General features: G+C 72.0%; 12 protein-coding genes. 3 read left to right on the top strand and 9 right to left on the bottom strand.

The annotated features are described in order from the left end of the window. The first annotated feature begins 111 nt into the window (after nt 1–111). Entirely contained in the window at nt 112–885 is a 774-nt protein-coding gene (gene lexA, locus AB0I16_RS02040; protein ID WP_363247357.1) for a transcriptional repressor LexA, read from the top strand. 106 nt (nt 886–991) lie between these two features. Here lexA and AB0I16_RS02035 read toward each other — a convergent pair whose 3' ends face one another. From AB0I16_RS02035 to AB0I16_RS02015, 5 genes are all read right to left on the bottom strand, one after another. Beyond that, nucleotides 992–2,962, bottom strand: coding sequence for an ATP-dependent DNA helicase (locus AB0I16_RS02035; protein WP_363247356.1), 1,971 nt, complete (start codon nt 2,960–2,962; stop codon nt 992–994). 40 nt (nt 2,963–3,002) lie between these two features. Next, entirely contained in the window at nt 3,003–4,841 is a 1,839-nt protein-coding gene (locus AB0I16_RS02030; protein WP_363247557.1) for an IucA/IucC family siderophore biosynthesis protein, read from the bottom strand. Between the two features lie 157 nt (nt 4,842–4,998). Next, a complete protein-coding gene (locus AB0I16_RS02025; RefSeq protein WP_363247355.1) occupies nt 4,999–5,727 on the bottom strand; it encodes a GNAT family N-acetyltransferase in 729 nt (242 codons plus the stop codon). Between the two features lie 36 nt (nt 5,728–5,763). Further along, on the bottom strand, nt 5,764–7,716 hold the full coding sequence (locus AB0I16_RS02020; protein ID WP_363247354.1) for an IucA/IucC family protein: 1,953 nt from the start codon (nt 7,714–7,716) through the stop codon (nt 5,764–5,766). A gap of 200 nt (nt 7,717–7,916) precedes the next feature. Next, nucleotides 7,917–9,329 carry a diaminobutyrate--2-oxoglutarate transaminase family protein gene (locus AB0I16_RS02015; protein WP_363247353.1) on the bottom strand — a complete coding sequence of 471 codons (1,413 nt, stop codon included), beginning with the start codon at nt 9,327–9,329 and terminating at the stop codon, nt 7,917–7,919. Between the two features lie 498 nt (nt 9,330–9,827). Between AB0I16_RS02015 and AB0I16_RS02010 the strand changes: the two genes are divergently transcribed. Then, on the top strand, nt 9,828–11,057 hold the full coding sequence (locus AB0I16_RS02010; RefSeq protein ID WP_363247352.1) for a hypothetical protein: 1,230 nt from the start codon (nt 9,828–9,830) through the stop codon (nt 11,055–11,057). Between the two features lie 250 nt (nt 11,058–11,307). Beyond that, nucleotides 11,308–12,513 (top strand): hypothetical protein, encoded by a 1,206-nt coding sequence (locus AB0I16_RS02005; protein WP_363247351.1) that lies wholly within the window; start codon nt 11,308–11,310, stop codon nt 12,511–12,513. A gap of 128 nt (nt 12,514–12,641) precedes the next feature. On the opposite strand, the gene hflX is transcribed toward AB0I16_RS02005, so the two are convergent. The 4 genes from hflX to dapF all read right to left on the bottom strand — a co-directional run bounded on the left by hflX (nt 12,642) and on the right by dapF (nt 19,150). After that, nucleotides 12,642–14,132 carry a GTPase HflX gene (gene hflX, locus AB0I16_RS02000; RefSeq protein ID WP_363247350.1) on the bottom strand — a complete coding sequence of 497 codons (1,491 nt, stop codon included), beginning with the start codon at nt 14,130–14,132 and terminating at the stop codon, nt 12,642–12,644. 248 nt (nt 14,133–14,380) lie between these two features. Next, nucleotides 14,381–15,874, bottom strand: a complete 1,494-nt coding sequence (locus AB0I16_RS01995; RefSeq protein WP_363247349.1) for a M1 family metallopeptidase — start codon at nt 15,872–15,874, stop codon at nt 14,381–14,383. Between the two features lie 125 nt (nt 15,875–15,999). Beyond that, nucleotides 16,000–18,129: an HD domain-containing protein gene (locus tag AB0I16_RS01990; protein WP_363247348.1), complete on the bottom strand. Its 2,130-nt coding sequence runs from the start codon at nt 18,127–18,129 to the stop codon at nt 16,000–16,002. 142 nt (nt 18,130–18,271) lie between these two features. Further along, entirely contained in the window at nt 18,272–19,150 is an 879-nt protein-coding gene (gene dapF / locus AB0I16_RS01985; protein WP_363247347.1) for a diaminopimelate epimerase, read from the bottom strand. Between the last annotated feature and the right edge of the window lie 18 nt (nt 19,151–19,168).

Genomic DNA, 19,168 nt, shown 5'->3' with positions numbered 1-19,168 from the left:
CACGGCAGGTAATCGCCGATTTTTCACTCGAACGTGTGTTTGGCGCAACCTTTCGAAAGCTACTACCGTTGGCTAGCTAGGGAGAGAACATCTCGAGAGGGGCCGACCGAAGTGACCACCACCGCAGACAGCGCCACCATCACTGCCCAGAGCCGACTCGAGCCGGTGCATGCCATGAATGACGCAGTGACGAACCAGGAGGGGCACACGCCCGCTCGCTCCCTGCCGGGCCGACCTCCAGGCATCCGCGCGGACAGCTCGGGCCTCACGGACAGGCAGCGCAGGGTCATCGAGGTGATCAGGGACTCCGTGCAGCGGCGGGGCTACCCACCGTCGATGCGGGAGATCGGACAGGCCGTCGGCCTCTCCAGCACCTCCTCGGTCGCCCACCAGCTGATGGCCCTGGAGCGCAAGGGCTTCCTGCGCCGCGACCCCCACCGCCCCCGGGCGTACGAGGTGCGCGGCTCGGACCAGCCGAGCAGCCAGCCCACCGACACCACGGGCAAGCCCGCCGCCTCGTACGTCCCGCTGGTCGGCCGCATCGCCGCCGGTGGCCCGATCCTCGCCGAGGAGTCGGTGGAGGACGTCTTCCCCCTCCCCCGGCAGCTGGTCGGCGACGGCGAGCTCTTCGTGCTGAAGGTCGTCGGTGACTCGATGATCGAGGCCGCGATCTGTGACGGCGACTGGGTCACCGTCCGCCGCCAGCCCGTCGCGGAGAACGGCGACATCGTGGCGGCCATGCTCGACGGCGAAGCCACGGTCAAGCGCTTCAAGCGCGAGGACGGCCACGTCTGGCTGCTTCCGCACAACTCCGCGTACCAGCCGATCCCCGGCGACGAGGCCACCATCCTCGGCAAGGTCGTGGCGGTGCTGCGGCGGGTGTGACCCTCCCGCCCCTGACCGGGCCCCGGAACCAACTGCGCCGGTTCCGGGGTCCTGCTGTGTCCGGGGACGGACCCCCAGCGGGCCCCCGCCGCGCGGGCCCCGGGCGCTACGCCTCGTCCGCCTTCGCCGCGGCGTCGATCGCGGCCAGGGAGCGGCGCACCTGATTGCGGTCGGTCGTGTACCAGAAGTCGGGCAGCGAGGCCCGCAGATAGCTGCCGTACCGCGCGGTCGCCAGACGGGGGTCCAGGACGGCGACCACACCGCGGTCCCCCGTCGCCCGTACGAGGCGGCCGGCGCCCTGCGCCATCAGCAGTGCCGCGTGCGTGGCCGCGACCGCCATGAAGCCATTGCCGCCGGCCTCGTCGACCGCCTTCTGGCGGGCGCTCATCAGCGGATCGTCCGGCCGCGGGAACGGGATCTTGTCCATGACCACGAGCTGGCAGCTCGGGCCCGGCACGTCCACGCCCTGCCAGAGCGAGAGCGTCCCGAAGAGGCAGGTCCGCGCGTCCGCGGCGAAGCCCTTGATCAGCTCGCCGAGCGTCTCCTCGCCCTGCAGCAGGATGGGCATGTCCAGGCGGCCCCGCAGCTCCTCGGCGGCGCTCTGGGCGGCCCGCATGGAGGAGAACAGGCCGAGCGTGCGCCCGCCGGACGCCTCGATCAGCTCCGTCAGCTCGTCGAGCATGTCGTCACGGGTCCCCTCGCGCCCCGGACGCGCCAGGTGCTTCGCCACGTAGAGGATGCCCTGCTTGCCGTAGTCGAAAGGAGAGCCGACGTCCAGGCCCTTCCAGACGGGCGCGTCCTCGGCCTCGGTGCCCTCCGGGGCCAGGCCCAGCGAAGCACCCACGCCGTTGAAGTCACCGCCGAGCTTGAGCGTGGCCGACGTCAGGGTGACCGAGCGGTCGCTGAACAGCTTCTCCCGCAGGAGGCCGGACACGGACATCGGGGCGACCCGCAGCGAGGCGCCGAAGCGGTCGTGCCGCTCGTACCAGACGACGTCCCACTCGGAGCCGTTGGTGATCCGCTCCGCCACGTCGTGGATCGACTCCACCGAGGCGAGCGCCTGCTTGCGTACGGCGTCCTCGTCCTGGACGGACTTGTCCCTGGTGGAACCGAGCGCCGTGATCACCGTGCGCGCGGCGTCCCGCAGGGCCATCAGGGCATAGCCGAGATCCTCGGGGATCTCCTCCAGGCGGCCGGGGAGGGCGAGCTCCATCAGGCGCTCGAAGCCCTCGGCGGCGGTCTGGAGCTGGTCGGCCGCCTTTTCGTTGACGAGCTTGGCCGCGCGCCGCACCGCCCGGTTGACCTGCCCCGGCGTGAGCTCGCCCGTGGCGACGCCGGTGACCCGCGAGACCAGCTCATGGGCCTCGTCCACGATCAGCACCTCGTGCTGCGGCAGGACGGGGGCACCCTCGATGGCGTCGATCGCGAGCAGCGCGTGGTTCGTGACGACGACGTCGGAGAGCTTGGCGCGCTCGCGGGCCGCCTCCGCGAAGCACTCCGCTCCGTAGGCGCACTTCGAGGCGCCCAGGCACTCCCGCGAGGAGACCGAGACCTGGGCCCAGGCCCGGTCGGACACACCGGGGGTGAGGTCGTCGCGGTCGCCGGTCTCGGTCTCGTCGGCCCAGTCCCGCATCCTCAGCAAATCCTGGCCCAGCTTGCTGGTGGGGGCGGCCGCCTCGAACTGGTCGAAGAGGCCCTCCTCCTCGTCCTGCGGCATGCCTTCGTGCAGGCGGTGCAGGCACAGGTAGTTCGAGCGGCCCTTGAGCATCGCGAACTGCGGGCGGCGGCGCAGCAGCGGGTGCAGCGCGTCCACCGTGCGCGGCAGGTCCCGCTCCACGAGCTGGCGCTGCAGGGCGAGCGTGGCCGTGGCGACGACCACGCGCTCCCCATGCGCCAGGGCGGGCACCAGATAGCCGAGGGACTTGCCCGTGCCGGTGCCGGCCTGGACCAGCAGATGGGAGCCGTCGTCGATCGCGGCGGCCACGGTCTCGGCCATGGCCACCTGGCCAGGCCGCTCCGTGCCGCCGACAGCGGCGACGGCGGCGTGCAGGAGCTCGGGGAGGGAGGGCTTCGTCATAGCGCGACCACCCTACGGTGCCCCACTGACAATCCCGCGATCACGGCTGGTGCAGGGGGTTGGGCACCGTGCCGTGGACGGCGGCGTGCGGGCGCTGCGGACGGTCGCGGTAGCCGTCGAGATGGAGGCGGTTCCGGTTGAGGCACAGCCGCTCGATGCGGGGTGTGAGCAGGTCGAACATCGCGTACCGCTCCTTCAGCTCCGGGGCGTGCGCCTGGTGCCGCAGGATCTCGGCGCGCACGGCATGCCAGAACGCGGCCTCGCTGACGCCCAGTTGCTCCTCGCACAGCGGCGCGAGATAGCGGAAGACCCCCACGAAGAGACCGGAGTGGATGAACTGGGTGAGGAACTCGGGCGGCTCGGTCAGCAGGACCTCACGCACGTCGGCGGGCATCGAGTCCTGCTCGGGCAGCGGCACGGAACTCACGTTGACGTCGTCCACGAAGTCCTTCACCGCGAGCCGGACGGGCACGTCCTTGTCGTCGAAGACGACGATGGCGTTCTCTCCGTGGGGCGAGAAGACGGTGCCGTAGCGGTAGAGGAAGTGCAGCAGCGGGGGCAGCAGGGCGGCGAAGAGCCGGCGCAGCCACACCTCGGGGGTCAGCCCGGAGCGTTCGACGAGTTCCGCCACGAAGGCCCGGCCCTCGGGGTCGGTGTGCAGGAGGGAGGCGAGCGTACGCGCGCGTTCGTCGGGGGCGAGGTACCGCGTGATCGGTTCGCGCCAGATGGCTCCGAGAAGCTCTCTGTACTGGTACGGGACCTCTGGCAGCCCGTCGTAGACGGGGTGCTCGACGGCGACGGACGCCACCTCGCCGAGCAGGATCACCCCGCACTCGTCGCGCAGGAACGGGTCGGCGTCGCGCAGGGAGTGCATCCACGCCGTGACGGCGGGCGCCGCGATGGTGCGCTCGGTGGGGAGGCCGCGCCACACCAGCGTGTTCAGGACCGACAGCGGCAGCTTCACGGAGTGCCGGTCCGGGCGGGAGGTGTTCAGGAAGGTGCGGATGGACTGCTGGGGAAGGCGCAGGTCACCGTCGCTGCCCAGCGGGACGATGGCGTCGGCGGCGACCGAGGGGGCGAAGAGCGGCAGCACGGTCTCGTCCCACTGCCAGGGGTGCACCGGCAAGTAGAGGTAGTCACCGGGATCGAGTCCACGCGCGCGGAGTAAGCCCTCGAATGACTCCCGGGTGGCTCTGGTGAGTTCGCGGGCGTAGAGCTGCTGGGCGGTGTCCAGGCCGGTGACGCCCCGGTAGACGGCGATGTCGGTGTGGACCGCTATCCAGGGAAGCGCGGTGGGGCGGCGCGCCTCGGGGGCCCAGCGGTCGGTGTCACTCGCCGAGAATCCGATGCGCCCCTTGTTGAGGATCAGCCAGGGGTGGCCGGTCTGGTGCCCTTCGAGTTCCGCGTACCCGAGGTCGGCGAGCCGCGCCGCGGAGAGCGCGGTGCGTTCTATCCGGGTGTCGGAGCAGAGCGTGAAGCTCAGCTCGCGGACGAGGTGGCCGAGGGTGGCGCCGTCGAGCCCCAGCGTGCGGCGGGCCAGCACGAGGAACCGGATCGGGTCGTGGAAGGGGCGGGCCTCGCCGTCCCCCTCGGCCAGGGTGAGGCTGTCCGGGTCCACGTACCAGCTGCCGTACGAGCCACGGCGGGCCCGGAAGGAGAGCCGGCTGCCGCGGTCCCGGCCGGCCGCGGCGAGGGCCTCTGGCGCGGCGGTGGTCTCGGCCCACGTGTCCGTCTTGGCCGCGACGGCGGGCACGTCCGTCTCGGCGGGGTCGATGCGGAGGCGGTAGGAGGAGGCACCGCGGCTCACCCCGGGCACCGCCTCGCGTTCCTCGACCGGCTCGGGCCGGATGATCTCCTCGTACGCGAACTCGCCGATCATCTTCGCCAGCAGGCGGCGGCCGGCTCTCTGCCATCTGTCCCGGGTCAGCTCGGGTGGGTCGTACAGCGTCGCGGCCGGGCGGGGGCTCGGGCTGTCGGAGGGATTCGGCACGGGAACTCCTCAGGGAGGGAACCGGATCGGGTCGAGCGGAGTTGTACTAAGCGTGATCGGGTCGTAGCACTGCGCGCAGGGCCCGGTCGGAGATCATCAGTGCCGCCCGCTTGTCGGGGAGGTCCACTTCGACGGAGAAGCGGAAGCCGGCGCTGAGAAAGGCGGAGACGGAGGGGGTGTTGCGCAGGTCGGGTTCGGCCACGACGCGTGTGCAGGCGGGACGGTGTGCGAACACCAGGTCCGCGACGGCTCTGAGCAGTGACGTACCGAGGCCCTGGCCACGGTTGGCGACACCGCCGATGAGGAGGTGGATCCCGGTGTCGTGCGGGCGTGCGGGGTAGTGACGCGCCAGCGGGTCGAGGTCTGCCCGGTAGATCTCCCAGTAGCTCATCGGCGTGCCGTCGAGGACGCCGAGGCAGGGGACGCTGCGCCCGTCTCCGTCGAGCTGGGGTCGCAGATGGGCCTCGGTCACGGCCTCGGGGCCCGCGAGTTCCCAGAAGGCCGAGACGGCGGGGTCGTTCATCCACCGGCTGATCAGTGGGAGGTCGCGTCCGAGGCGGACGGGTACGAGCTGGAGGACACCGGCGGTGGTGGTCGTCGGGCCCCAGTCGGCGACCCGGTCGAGGAGGTCGTCCGCCGCGAGGGTGCCGGCGCCGGTGTCGGCGGGCAGGGAGGCCACCTCTTCGGGCAGGCGCAGGTCGAGGGTGTCCGCGTGAGTGGCTGCGGACGCTGCGGAACCGGCTCCCGCGTCGGCGCGCGCATCGGGAGGGGACACGGCATCGCTCCTGTCAGAAGAGGTACGGCATGGCTCTCAGGAATGGAGGGGGTGAAGGGGGTTGGCGATGGTGACGTAGACGGACTGCGTGTCGACGGGGCCGACGAGCTCGTCGAGCCCGTGCAGCCGGGTCAGCAGGTTGGCCTTGCACCGCAGTACGGGTGAGTCGAGCAGCGTCGCGGGCAAGGAGGTGCGCAGCCTGTCGGGCCCGGAGGCGACGTCGCCGAGGAAGCGGCGGAAGGCGGCGAGCAACAGGCGCTCGTCGGCGAGGCGTTCGGCGCCGAAGGCTCCGATGAGACCGAGGACGTTGTTGATGCCGAGGTAGTAGGCGAACCGCTCGTCCGTCACCTCGTCGGAGACGAAGGTGTCGCTGTGCCGGCCGATGCCGGGAAGCCTCTTCTCCAGTTCGGCGCGCCGGGACTCGCGGAAGTAGTAGCCCTGGTTGTCGCGGTAACGGCCGCCCACGGGCCAGCCGTCGGGGTCGAGCAGGATGATCGTGTTCTGCTGATGCGCCTCCAGGGCGACGCCCGCCTCGCTGTCCAGCCAGAGCACGGGGCGCACGACGGTCTTGAGGTAGCGCAGGAACCACTCGGCGGCGACGGCGCCGCGCGGGTGACCGGTCTGCCCGGCGAGCCTGGTGACGATCTCGGCGAGCCGCGAGCGCATGGGCTGCTGCTCGTGGTCCGCGGCCCGGCCGGATGGCCGGGGCGAGACGAGCCCGGCCACGCAGGTGGCGTCGTCGCCGGGGCCGAAGGGGTTGTGCCGGATCATGACGTCGAGCCCGGGGACGGGCGCGCCGTCCGGTCCGGTGGCGGCGAGCCACGCGGGGTCGCGGATCACGTCGAAGCCGGGGTGGGCCGCCTGCCACTGCTCGGCCAGACCGGTGCGGAGCAGACGGTGGACCTCGACGCCGCGGTGGAGTTCCTTGCGGAGGTTCTCGCGACGGGAGTTGGTGATGCGCAGGCCCAGGGAGAGCTTGAGCATGGCGGCCGCGTCGGAGCGGTAGAGAGTGCGTACGGAGGAGGTGGGGTGCCAGGGGGTGCCGTGCGGGCCGAGGTCCTGGAGCAGCCCGGCGTCGAGGAGGTCCGCGGCGGCGGGGCGGTGGCGCAGCTCGCGGATCTGCCAGGGGTGCACGGGCAGGGCCGCGCGGCCGTCCGGCAGGGGCAGCCCCGGACCGGCGAGCCGTGCGGTGAGCCGGTCGGCGGGGACGGTGCGGCCCCGCTCCGTCCAGGCCGAGTCCGAGGCGAGCACGGACCGGTCGACGGCGAGCCAGTGGAGGGCGAAGGCGCCGCGTGACTCCGGCGAGTACAGGCGGTTCTCGGTGTCGGACAGACCCTCGCGGCTCTTGGGGGTCGGATGCAGGGGGTGCCCGAGGAGCAGTGACTGTTCCGCGGAGAGGAAGAGGTCGGGTTCGTCGCCCGGGTTGCCGCGGCGGTCGGCGATGAACTGGGCGGTACGCCGCACGGAGTCGGCGACCCGGCCGACCAGGTCGCCGCCGTCGGTCTCCGTGGTCGCGGAGGGCGCGTGCGCGGTGGCGGCGGGGTCGGCCTCGGCGGCTGTCGGGAGGGCCGTCGGGGCAGAGGCGACCGCGGCTGCGGGATCGGCCGTGTGGGCCGGCGGTGTGGCATCCTCCGCCCCCGCGGCCGCCGCGGCCGCTTCCCGGCGAGCCGTCTCCCGGCCCAGCAGCGCGGCGACGGTGACCGCGTCGACGGGAGGGGCGCCGGCCGGGCCGTCCTCCAGGTGCGGCAGGCCGAAGCGGTGCCAGCCGGTGGCCGACCAGTAGTGCACGGGGACGAGCAGGGCCGTGCCGCTCGCGGTGAGCGGCACGCGCAGGGTGCCCTGGTCGGGAGCGGGGAGGCCGTTCTCCCGTACCCAGCAGCGCAGCAGGTTCTCCACGGCCGCGGCCTGTGCGGCGACGTACGGGGAGGGGTGCTCCAGCAGGTCGGTCGAGGCGCCGTGCAGGTGCTCGGCCGCTTGGCCGCCGCCCATCTGCCGGGGGACCGTACCGGACTCCGCCACCAGCGAGGACGGAGTGCCGCACGCACCTGGGACCTGGGGGTGGGAGCGGCCTTCGGAAGCGGGAGTGGCATTCAAGAGGGGTTCCTTGGGAAGTGGGTCGGTCTCCAGGGGCGACGGGGCCGAGAAGGACCCGGGCTCATGGCAGCCGGAACGGCCCGGGCCCATCTCGGCTATCCGTGGTCGTGGCGCGCCGCGGCGGCCAGCGCGTCGGCGAGGCGGTCGAGGACCGCGGACGCCTGTTCGTCCGTGATGGTCAGAGGAGGGAGCAGCCGTACGACGCTGGAGTGCCGGCCACCCAGCTCGACGATGAGCCCGCGCCGCAGGCACTCCCGCTGCACGGTGGCGGCGAGTTCCGGTGCCGGCGGGCGGGGCCGGGCGGTGGGCGGCAGTCCGTCGGAGGCATCGGCGCGCGGGCCGTGCTCGATCTCGGCCTCGATCGTGTCTTCGAGCCGATCGCGGTCGCACCCCGCGTCCACCAGCTCGACGCCGATCATCAGCCCCCGGCCGCGGACCTCACCCACACAGGGGTGGTCCACGGCCAGTGACCTGAGCTGGGCCAGCATGCGGGCGCCGAGGGTGGCGGCGCGTTCGGCGAGGCCGTGTTCCCGTACGTACGCGAGGGTGGCAGCGCCCGCGGCCATGGCGAGCTGGTTGCCGCGGAAGGTGCCCGCGTGGGCGCCGGGCGGCCAGAGGTCGAGGTCGTCGCGGTAGACCACGACGGCCAGTGGCAGGCTGCCGCCGATCGCCTTCGAGAGCACCATCACGTCCGGCACGATGCCGCTGTGCTCGACGGCCCAGAAGGCTCCGGTGCGTCCGACCCCCGTCTGCACCTCGTCCACGATCAGTGGGATGCCGCGCGCGGCGGTGATCTCACGCATGCGGCGCAGCCAGCCGTCCGGGGCGGGCAGGACACCGCCCTCGCCCTGGACCGGTTCGAGGATCATGCCGGCGGGCGCGGGGACGCCGGATTTGGTGTCGTCGATGAGGTTCTCGGTCCAGCGTGCGGAGAGTTCCGCGCCGCCCTGCCCGCCGAGACCGAACGGGCAGCGGTAGTCCTGGGGATAGGGCAGGCGGGCGACGCGGACGCTCGGCGCGGCGCCGGACACCTCCAGTGCTCCGGCCGTCATCCCGTGGTAGGCGCCGGTGAAGGCCAGCATGCCGTCGCGGCCCGTGGCCGCGCGCACCAGCTTCAGCGCCGCCTCCACCGCGTCCGTCCCGGCGGGGCCGCAGAACTGGATGCGGGCGCGCTCGGCGAGGCCGGGCGGCAGCGTGCGGAACAGTTCGCTGGTGAAGTCGTCCTTGACGGGCGTCGCCAGGTCGAGCACGTGCAGCGGTGCCCCGGAGTCGAGGACCTGCCTGATCGCTTCGAGCACCACGGGGTGGTTGTGCCCGAGGGCGAGGGTCCCGGCACCCGAGAGGCAGTCGAGGTAGCGGCGCCCGTCGGCGCCTTCGATGGTCATGCCGCGCGCTCGCACCGGCACGATCGGCAGGGCGCGCGCGTAGGTCCGTGCGGCCGACTCACGCGTGGACTGCCGCCGCAGGATGCCCTCCTGGACGGCGGCTTCTTGATGGGCCGGAGACATGGGCAGGGCCTCCGATGGGGACACCGGCACGAAAGGTGCCCTCGGCCCGGATGCTGCTTGTGTTCCGGAGGGTGCTTGTGTTCCGGAGGGTGCTGCGGACGCCGCCGCGGGCGCAGGCTCGATCACGGCCACGACTGTTGGTCCTCCCGCTGGGGACGAGCGCGTTCCGGCCGGGCGGCTCCGGGGAGCGCCCAACTGGCCGGACCGGCAGACGAGTTGGCAGGGGGATGAACGCAGGCTGCGGCTCCCCCGTACGTACCAACGACGGTGCCCCCGGTCGGGGCACGGGGGCCATCGGAAGATCTTGCCGTTGCGGAACCGTTGCCCTCCTGTCGGCAGTCCCCCATGGCACCGGCATAGTGTGGGGGCCGTTCATCGGCCAAAGGGTCGCGACGACTCCCGGCCAAGGGGGCGCTCGCGCCGGAGGCGACGGGTGTCCGAACACCCCGATGACCAGCACTTCTGTACTGATTTACGAGGCCCAGGGGGAATCTCTCGATGCGACCCATACGTCCGCTCTTCACCGCACGGAACGGGAGGAGCACGCGCAACCGCACCTCCCCCGTGGCGGCCGCTGTGGCGCTCGGCGCGGCGCTCGTGCTGACCGCCACGGCCTGTGGGCCCGGCGAGGACAACGCCGGCGGCGACTCGTCGTCGTCCCGGGCCGATGGCGCCAACGGCGACAGGTTCGAGATTCCGGCCGACCTCAAGGACAAGCTCAAAGAGCACGGGATCGACCTGGACAAGTGGGAGAACGGCGGCTGGAAGAACTTCGACAAGGACAAGTGGCTGCGCGAGGCCGGTGAGTTCGTCAACCCGATCATCGAGGACCTCTGGGACCCGGACCGGATGCGGGACGCCGACAAGAACCCGGACCGGGGCGTCGACGAGAACGACATCTCCGGTGACCAGGGCGTCACCGACCCGACGCCCGAGCCCGTGGAAGCGGCCGCGGTGAAGACGCCGTACCACGATCAGGCTCCCGCCTCCGGCAAGCTCTTCTTCGACGGCCCCGACGGTTCGATGGTCTGCTCGGCGACCGTGGTGAAGGACCCGGCCAACCCCGGCAAGTCCAACATGGTGTGGACCGCGGGCCACTGCGTGCACGCGGGCGCCAAGGGCGGCTGGTACCGGAACATGATCTTCGTCCCCTCGTACAACGACAGCGGCAAGTCCGCCGCGGAGCTGCAGAACGCGCCCAAGGAAGAGGTCGCCCCGTACGGCGTCTGGTGGGGTGACTGGGCGCAGACCTCCGACCAGTGGATCGAGCGCGGCGGCCCGACGGGCGGCGCCGGCGCTCCCTACGACTTCGCGGTCATGCATGTGAAGCCCGAGAAGGGCAGCGAGGGCAAGTCGCTGGAGGAGACCGTCGGTTCGGCGCTTCCCGTGGACTTCGACGCCCCGGCCGTGCCGCAGGTCAAGTCCCTGACGGCGACCGGTTACCCGGCGGCGCCGCCGTTCGACGGCCAGAAGCTGTTCCAGTGCGCCGGCAAGCCCGGACGGCTCTCGCTCAGCAAGTCCGATCCGACGATGTACCGCGTCGGCTGCACCATGACCGGCGGTTCCTCCGGTGGCGGCTGGGTCGCCCCTGGTCAGGACGGTAAGCCGGCCCTGGTGTCGAACACCTCCATCGGTCCGGTGACGGCGGGCTGGCTGGCCGGGCCGCGCCTCGGCAAGGAGGCCGAGGGCATCTACGACGCGGTCAGCAAGAAGTTCGCCGACCAGTAGTCACCGCGGAGCGACCGCCGACCGCCGACCGCCACTTGAACGGTCGGCGGTCGCTCCGGGGAGCCGCTCCCGCCGATCCGTCGTACGACGGCGGGGTCGCCGGAAACCTTCACGACCCCACCGCTGTTCGTCCCCGATCCCCCAGGCATAGTGAGGTGTCGCGTCGACCCGGGGCACTCCGGGGCGGCATATGACACGTACATGGCAAATCACAGGCAATCACACGTTCCACAACGGGGGTACCTGCACCATGCGTTCCACTCGTGCGCCGTTCGCGCGCAGCCGTGGGCGGCGCGTCGCGCTCGCCGCCACCGGGCTCGCCGCGACCCTGGCGCTCACCGCCACGGCCTGCGGCCCGAGCGAGGACGAGGCCGGCGGCTCGTCGAGCGCCGCCGAGTCCGCCGACTCCGACGGGTCCGGCTCCGACTCCCGGCTGCCGGGCAGGCTCGCCGACAAGCTCAAGGAGCACGGCATCGACCCGGACAAGTGGGAGAACGGCGGCTGGAAGAACTTCGACAAGGACAAGTGGCTGCGCGAGGCGAGTGACTTCGTCAACCCGGTCATCAAGGACCTGTGGAAGCCCGAGCGGATGAAGGACGCGAAGGACCCGAACAAGACGATCGCGTCGAAGGACGCGGCCGCCGACCAGGGTGCCACCGATCCCGCGCCGACTCCGGTCCGGGCGAAGCCCGAGAAGACGCCGTACCACGAGCACGCCGCACCCGTCGGCAAGATCTTCTTCGACTCTCCCGAAGGCTCGATGGTCTGCTCCGGCACCGTCGTGAAGGACCCGCGCAACCCCGGCAAGTCCAACCTGGTGTGGACCGCGGGCCACTGCGTGCACGCGGGCAGGAACGGTGGTTGGTACCGCAACATCGCCTTCGTGCCCTCGTACAACGACCTGGGCAAGTCCGAGGCCGAACTGGGCAACGCGGCCCCGCAGGAGATCGCCCCCTACGGCCAGTACTGGGCCGACTGGGTCTCGACCTCCAACGAGTGGATCGACGAGGGCGGCCCCACGGGCGGCGCGGGAGCGACCTACGACTACGCCGTCATGCACGTGAAGCCGGAGCAGGGCGGCAAGTCCCTGGAGGAGACCGTCGGCAACGCGCTCGACGTCGACTTCTCGGCCCCGGCCACGCGGAGCGTCGGCTCGATGGGCGCCTGGGGCTACCCCGCCGCTCCGCCGTACAACGGCCTCATGATGCACAAGTGCGTGGACAGGCCCGGCCGCCTCTCGCTGTCGCCGTCCCTGCCGACGATGTACCGCATCGGCTGCACGATGACCGGCGGCTCCTCCGGCGGCGGCTGGTTCCGCATGGTGAACGGCAAGACGCAGCTCGTGTCGAACACCTCGATCGGCCCGACCGAGAACACCTGGCTCGCGGGCCCGCAGCTCGGCAAGGGCGCCGAGCAGGTCTACGACATGATGAGCGAGAAGTACGGCTCCCGGTAGCCGCACTCGACAGTTTCCGGTAGCCGTACGCGCTTCCTGGTACGCGGCAGCCGCCCGGCACACCTGATACGGCGAAGGCCCGCCCCCAGCGAGGGGGGCGGGCCTTCGTCATGTCCGGCCTCGTGCGCTCAGTGCGCGGCCGGAACGTACGGATTGAGTTCCGCGGCGAGCTCCTCGTGCACCCGCGCCTTGAGCAGTGTGCCGTCGGCGGTGTGCTCCTCGGAGAGCACCTCGCCCTCGGCGTGCGCCCGCGAGACGAGCTGGCCCTGGGTGTACGGAACGAGGGCCTCGATCTCGACCTCGGGCCGCGGCAGCTCGACGTCGATGAGCGCGAGCAGCTCGTCGATGCCGGCACCGGTGCGCGCGGAGACCGCGATCGCGTGCTTCTCGTTGCGCAGGAGACGCTGCAGGACCAGCGGGTCCGCCGCGTCCGCCTTGTTGATCACCACGATCTCGGGCACATCGGTCGCGCCCACGTCGCGGATGACCTCGCGCACGGCGGCGAGCTGCTCCTCCGGAACGGGGTGCGAACCGTCCACCACGTGCAGGATCAGGTCGGAGTCGGCGACCTCCTCCATCGTGGAGCGGAACGCCTCGACGAGGTGGTGCGGCAGGTGCCGCACGAACCCGACGGTGTCGGCCAGGGTGTACAGCCTGCCGCCCGGGGTCTCGGCCCGGCGCACGGTCGGGTCGAGGGTGGCGAACAGTGCGTTCTCCACCAGTACGCCCGCGCCCGTGAGGCGGTTGAGGAGCGAGGACTTGCCCGCGTTGGTGTAACCGGCGATGGCGACCGAGGGCACCTTGTTGCGCCGGCGCTCCTGGCGCTTGATGTCGCGGCCCGTCTTCATCTCCGCGATCTCCCGGCGCATCTTCGCCATCTTCTCGCGGATGCGCCGCCGGTCCGTCTCGATCTTGGTCTCACCGGGACCACGCGTGGCCATGCCGCCACCGCCGCCGCCACCCATCTGCCGGGAGAGCGACTGGCCCCAGCCGCGGAGCCTCGGCAGCATGTACTGCATCTGTGCCAGGGCGACCTGCGCCTTGCCCTCTCGGGACTTGGCGTGCTGGGCGAAGATGTCGAGGATCAGGGCGGTCCTGTCGACCACCTTGACCTTGACGACGTCTTCGAGGTGGATGAGCTGGCCGGGGCTCAGCTCACCGTCGCAGACGACGGTGTCGGCACCGGTTTCGAGCACGATGTCGCGCAGTTCGAGGGCCTTGCCGGAGCCGATGTACGTCGCCGGGTCCGGCTTGTCGCGGCGCTGCACCACGCCGTCGAGCACGAGCGCGCCCGCGGTCTCCGCGAGAGCGGCCAGCTCCGCGAGGGAGTTCTCCGCGTCGTCCACGGTTCCGGAGGTCCACACTCCGACGAGGACCACGCGCTCCAGGCGGAGCTGGCGGTACTCGACCTCGGTGACGTCCTCAAGCTCGGTGGAGAGGCCGGCGACGCGGCGCAGGGCCGCGCGCTCGGAGCGGTCGAGCTGATCGCCGTCACGCTCTCCGTCGATCTCGTGGCTCCAGGCGACGTCCTCTTCCATCAGGGCATCGGCCCGAAGACCTTCGGGGTAGTTCTGCGCGAAGCTCTGTACGTCCTGGGAAGGGGAAGAAGAGGAGGTCATTGGATCCTTACGTCGATTCGTCGATTCGCCGGTGGAGGTGCGGACGGATCCCGGGACCCGTCACAGTCGACAACGCCCGAGGTGACCCGGACATTCCCGAGGCCGGGCCCGGCGGGCCCGGAGATGCCCCCGAGGGGATGTCCCGGAGTCCGGATCGGCCGCCGCGCCGTCGACCTGACGATGGTTGCACGGCACGGCCCGTCTCGTCATCCGGATTATCGTCCGGCCCGTCCGGCGAGTTCCCGGGGCTACTTCCCGCGCACGGGCCCCTTACGCCAGTCCGGGTGCCCCGGCATGGGCGGCGTCTTCTCCCCGTACAGCCAGGCGTCGAAGAATCCGCCCAGGTCACGTCCCGCGTTCCGGGAGGCGAGCCGCACGAAGTCGGCGGTCGTCGCGTTGCCGTCGCGGTGGGCGCGGACCCACTGGCGCTCCAGGCGCGCGAAGGCCCCGTGCCCCATCTCCTGGCGCAGCGCGTAGAGCACCAGGGCGCTGCCGTCGTAGACCACGGGCCGGAACGGGCTGATCTTCTGGCCGGGGGCGGGCCGCTTCGGCCTCGCTGGCGGCCCGCCGTCGGCCCGCCAGCCGTCGGAGTCGCGGTAAGCCTCGCGCATGCGGTCCTCCAGGGACCGCTGCGTCCTCTCCTCTGTGTAGAGGGCCTCGTACCAGGTGGCGTGGCCCTCGCTGAGCCAGAGGTCCGACCAGGTCTGCGGGCTCACACTGTCGCCGAACCACTGGTGCGCCAGCTCGTGCACCATGAGCGCGTCGACGTTCCACTCGGGGATGTGGGGAAGGGTGAAGAGCCGCTCCTCGAAGAGGGACAGCGTCTGCGTCTCCAGCTCGAAGCCGGTCTTCACCGGGGCGATGAGGAGCCCGTAGGTCTCGAAGGGGTACCGGCCGACCTTCCTCTCCATCCACTCCATCTGGCCGGGCGTCTTCTTCAGCCAGCGCTCCAGGGCCTTGCGGTCCTTGGTGGGCACCACATCGCGTAGGGGCAGGCCGTGCGGGCCCTCGCGGTGCAGCACGGTGGAGCGTCCGATCGACACCTGGGCCAGTTCGGTGGCCATGGGGTGGTGGGTGCGGTAGGCCCGGGTCGTGGTGGAGCCGTGGTGGCGGGGCCCGCCGGCCGGGAGGCCGTTGGCGACGGCGGTGAGTCCCTTGGGGGCGGTGACGCGGAAGGTGAACATCGCCTTGTCGGCGGGGTGGTCGTTGCACGGGAAGACCAGGTGGGCGGCGTCGGCCTGGTTGGCCATGGCGAGGCCGTCCGTGGTGCGGAGCCAGCCGCTCTTCTTGCCGGTGGCCGGGTCGCTGGTGTGCCGAACGGTGATCCGCAGCCGCTCACCGGGTCCGACCGGTTCGGCCGGCGTGAGGACCAGGTCCTCGCCGCTGCTCGCGGAGCGGACGGACTCGCCGTTGACCTCGGCGGAGCGGACCTTGCCGTGCGCGAAGTCCAGGTTCACGCGCTGGAGGGGCTGCGTGACACGGGCGTCGATCTTGGTGACGGCTTCCAGCGGCTTGCGGTTGTCACCGCGGTAGGTGAAGGCGATGTCGTACGACGTCACGTCGTACCCGGGGTTGCCCAGGTGCGGGAAGAGCGGGTCGCCGATGCCGAGCGGGGCGATCGGCGAGGGGGCGCCGGCCGCGACGAGGGCGGCGGAGGCGGTCGCGGTGACGAGGACGGCGGCGATGCGGGGCGTGCGGAGGGCCTTCGGCCGTGCGGCCGTGGTCCGGGCGGTGAGCAGCATGGACTTACCGCTATCAGCGTGCGCGCCCCCGGTGGGTGGTGGCGCGCGCCCCGCCACCCGAACGAGTCATCGACCGGCCGCGCGTGCGTCCGCCTCCGGGCCGCGCCACGGAGGCGTCGGCCGCGTCAGTGGGCCGCTGCCGCCGGATGCTGGGCGCGGCTCACGTCGTACACCCCTGGCACCGCGCGCATCGCCCGCATCAGCCCCGGGAGGTGCCCGGCGTCCGGGAGTTGCAGCGTGTACGTGTGGCGCACGCGCTGCTGGGCCGGCGGCTCCACGGTGGCGGAGATGATCGCCACCCCCTCCAGAGCGATCGCTTCGGTGAGGTCGGCGAGCAGATGCGCACGGCCGAACGATTCGGCAGTCAGCGTGACACGGCACTCGGCGGTGTCCCCCCAGCGCACGCCGACCTCCGCGCGCCCCACTTCTTTCATGCGCTCCACCGAGGGGCACTCCACGCGGTGGACGGTCACGGCTCCCCCGCGTACGGCGAAGGCGGTGATGGCGTCGGGCGGCACCGGCGTACAGCATCCGGCGAGCCGGACGCTGGCGCCTTCGCGGTCCACCACGGCGTTGGCCGCGGGGCGCGTGATCCCGGCGGCTTCGGGGCGGGGGGCGGCGACCGGCGCCTTCCTGGTCTGCCCGGAGGGCGCGGGGGCGGGCACCGGGTGCGTGCTCAGCCAGCGCCGGATGGCGATCCGCGCGGCGGGCGTGCGGGCGTGGTCGAGCCAGTCGCGGGACGGCCCCGAGGCCGTGTCCTGCCCCATGAGCAGCTGCACGGTGTCACCGTCGCGCAGGACCGTGCTGAGCGTCGCGAGGCGGCCGTTGACCCGCGCGCCGATGCAGGCGTGCGCGTCCTCGCCGTACTGGGCGTAGGCGGCGTCCACGCAGCTGGCGCCCGCCGGCAGGCCGAGTGTGCCGCCGTCGGGCCGGAACACGGCGATCTCGCGGTCCTGGGCGAGGTCCTCGCGCAGCGTCGACCAGAAGGTGTCGGGGTCGGGTGCCGCCTGCTGCCAGTCGAGGAGCCGGGAGAGCCAGCCGGGCCTGGTCGGGTCCACGCGCTCGTCGTCGGCGCCTTCGGCCGACTCCTCCGCGGGCGGGGCGTAGGGGTGGCGCAGGGCGACGACGCCCGCCTCGGCGACCTGGTGCATCTGGTGCGTCCGGATGAGGACTTCGGCGACCTCGCCGTCCGGGCGGGCCACGGCGGTGTGCAGCGATTGGTAGAGGTTGAACTTCGGTACGGCGATGAAGTCCTTGAACTCCGACACGACCGGCGTGAAGCAGGTGTGCAGCTCCCCCAGGACTCCGTAGCAGTCGGCGTCCTCGTTCACGAGGACGAGGAGGCGGCCGTAGTCCGACGGGCGCAGCTCGCCGCGTTTTCGGTGCACCCGGTGGACGGAGAGGAAGTGCCGCGGCCTGATGAGGATCTCGGCCGCGATGCCCGCCTCGCGCAGTACGCCGCGCACCTCGCCCGCGATGTCCCCGAGGGAGTCGGCCTCCGCCTCGGCGTTGGCCGTGATCATGGCCTTCACCTCGGCGTACTCCTCGGGGTGGAGGATCGCGAAGACCAGGTCCTCCAGCTCGGTCTTGAGCGCCTGGACCCCCAGGCGCTCGGCGAGCGGAATGAGCACGTCCCTGGTCACCTTGGCGATGCGGGCCTGCTTCTCGGGGCGCATGACGCCGAGCGTGCGCATGTTGTGCAGCCGGTCGGCCAGCTTGATCGACATGACGCGTACGTCGTTGCCGGTGGCGACGAGCATCTTGCGGAAGGTCTCCGGCTCGGCGGCGGCTCCGTAGTCCACCTTCTCCAGCTTTGTGACGCCGTCCACCAGGTAGCACACGTCGTCGCCGAACTCGGCGCGCACCTGGTCGAGCGTCACCTCCGTGTCCTCGACGGTGTCGTGCAGCAGGGACGCGGTCAGGGTCGTGATCTCGGCGCCGAGCTGGGCCAGGATCAGCGTGACGGCGAGGGGGTGCGTGATGTACGGCTCGCCGCTCTTGCGCATCTGGCCCCGGTGCGAGGACTCCGCGAGGACGTAGGCGCGGCGCAGCGGCTCAAGGTCCGCGTCCGGATAGTGGGCGCGGTGGGCCTCCGCCACATGGCCGATGGCGTCGGGCAGACGGTCCCGGGTGGCGGAGCCCAGGAGGGCCGCCCTGCCCAGCCTGCGCAGGTCGAGACGGGCCCGGCCGCGCCTGCGCTGGGCCCCGGGCGTCACGGGGCCGGGCGTGGCTGGGTTCGTGGCCTCCGCACTCATGGGCACCTCCGGCTGCGTCGACCGGCGGTCGACGGATGCTGGCGTACTCCGTCCGGGCCGGTGCTTGATGCTACCGAGCCCATCACGCGGCGCCGACCGCCTCTCGCCGAGCGTGAAACGGATCACCCATTCGAGCGACAGTTCACGCGGTTGCTGTTTCGAACCATTCGGACAGGATCTCGCCTTCCGCCAGGATCACGGCGGGCCCGGTCATCTCGATCTCGCCGTCGGGCCGCTCGGTGATCACCACGCGTCCGCCGGGCAGATCGACCGTGTACGTGACCGGGGCGCCCGTCACGGCCGGGTCGGCGCCGTCCCTGCGGGCGGCGGCCACGGCCACGGCGCACGCGCCCGTGCCGCACGAGCGGGTCTCCCCCACTCCGCGCTCGTGCACGCGCATGGCGACGTGGCGCGGGGCGCGGTCCACGGCGAACTCCACGTTCACCCCGTCCGGGTAGGCGGAGGCGGGGCTGAAGGGCGGCGGGTCGTAGAGGGTGCCCGCGTCGGCGAGGTCGTCGACGAAGGCGACGGCGTGCGGATTGCCCATGTTCACGTTCCGCGCGGGCCACTGGTGGTCCGCGACCGAGACCGTGACGTCTCCCTCGGGGAGCAGGGCCTTGCCCATGCCGACGGTGATCTCGCCGCCGGACTCCGCCTTGGCGATGTGCACGGTCTTGACGCCGCCGCGCGTGGCCACCGCCAGGTCGCCCTCGCCGACGTGGCCCGCGTGCTGGAGGTACCGCGCGAAGACCCGCACTCCGTTGCCGCACATCTCGGCCACCGAGCCGTCGCCGTTGCGGTAGTCCATGAACCACTCGGCCCGGTCCGCGAGGTGGCGTGCCTCCGGGTGGGCGGCGGACCGGACGACGTGCAGGAGGCCGTCACCGCCGATGCCCGCGCGCCGGTCGCACAGGGCGGCGACGGCGGCCGGGGGCAGCTCGACGGCGTTGTCGGGGTCCGGGATGATCACGAAGTCGTTCTCGGTCCCGTGCCCCTTGAGGAAGGCGATCCGCGTGCTCATTCCTCGATCGTACGGGGT

The sequence above is a fragment of the Streptomyces sp. NPDC050703 genome (assembly GCF_040654435.1).
Taxonomy (GTDB): domain Bacteria; phylum Actinomycetota; class Actinomycetes; order Streptomycetales; family Streptomycetaceae; genus Streptomyces.
Note: the sequence above shows the minus strand (reverse complement) of the source record. Positions and strands in the feature narration are given on the sequence as shown.

What these genes read in the sequence shown, in the direction of transcription:
- AB0I16_RS01990 (WP_363247348.1), bottom strand. Translation starts at nt 18,129, where the DNA reads ATGAGTGCGGAGGCCACGAACCCAGCCACGCCCGGCCCCGTGACGCCC.
- AB0I16_RS02010 (WP_363247352.1), top strand. Translation starts at nt 9,828, where the DNA reads ATGCGACCCATACGTCCGCTCTTCACCGCACGGAACGGGAGGAGCACG.
- AB0I16_RS02035 (WP_363247356.1), bottom strand. Translation starts at nt 2,962, where the DNA reads ATGACGAAGCCCTCCCTCCCCGAGCTCCTGCACGCCGCCGTCGCCGCT.
- hflX (WP_363247350.1), bottom strand. Translation starts at nt 14,132, where the DNA reads ATGACCTCCTCTTCTTCCCCTTCCCAGGACGTACAGAGCTTCGCGCAG.
- AB0I16_RS01995 (WP_363247349.1), bottom strand. Translation starts at nt 15,874, where the DNA reads ATGCTGCTCACCGCCCGGACCACGGCCGCACGGCCGAAGGCCCTCCGC.
- AB0I16_RS02020 (WP_363247354.1), bottom strand. Translation starts at nt 7,716, where the DNA reads ATGGGCGGCGGCCAAGCGGCCGAGCACCTGCACGGCGCCTCGACCGAC.
- AB0I16_RS02005 (WP_363247351.1), top strand. Translation starts at nt 11,308, where the DNA reads ATGCGTTCCACTCGTGCGCCGTTCGCGCGCAGCCGTGGGCGGCGCGTC.
- dapF (WP_363247347.1), bottom strand. Translation starts at nt 19,150, where the DNA reads ATGAGCACGCGGATCGCCTTCCTCAAGGGGCACGGGACCGAGAACGAC.
- AB0I16_RS02030 (WP_363247557.1), bottom strand. Translation starts at nt 4,841, where the DNA reads ATGATCGGCGAGTTCGCGTACGAGGAGATCATCCGGCCCGAGCCGGTC.
- AB0I16_RS02015 (WP_363247353.1), bottom strand. Translation starts at nt 9,329, where the DNA reads ATGTCTCCGGCCCATCAAGAAGCCGCCGTCCAGGAGGGCATCCTGCGG.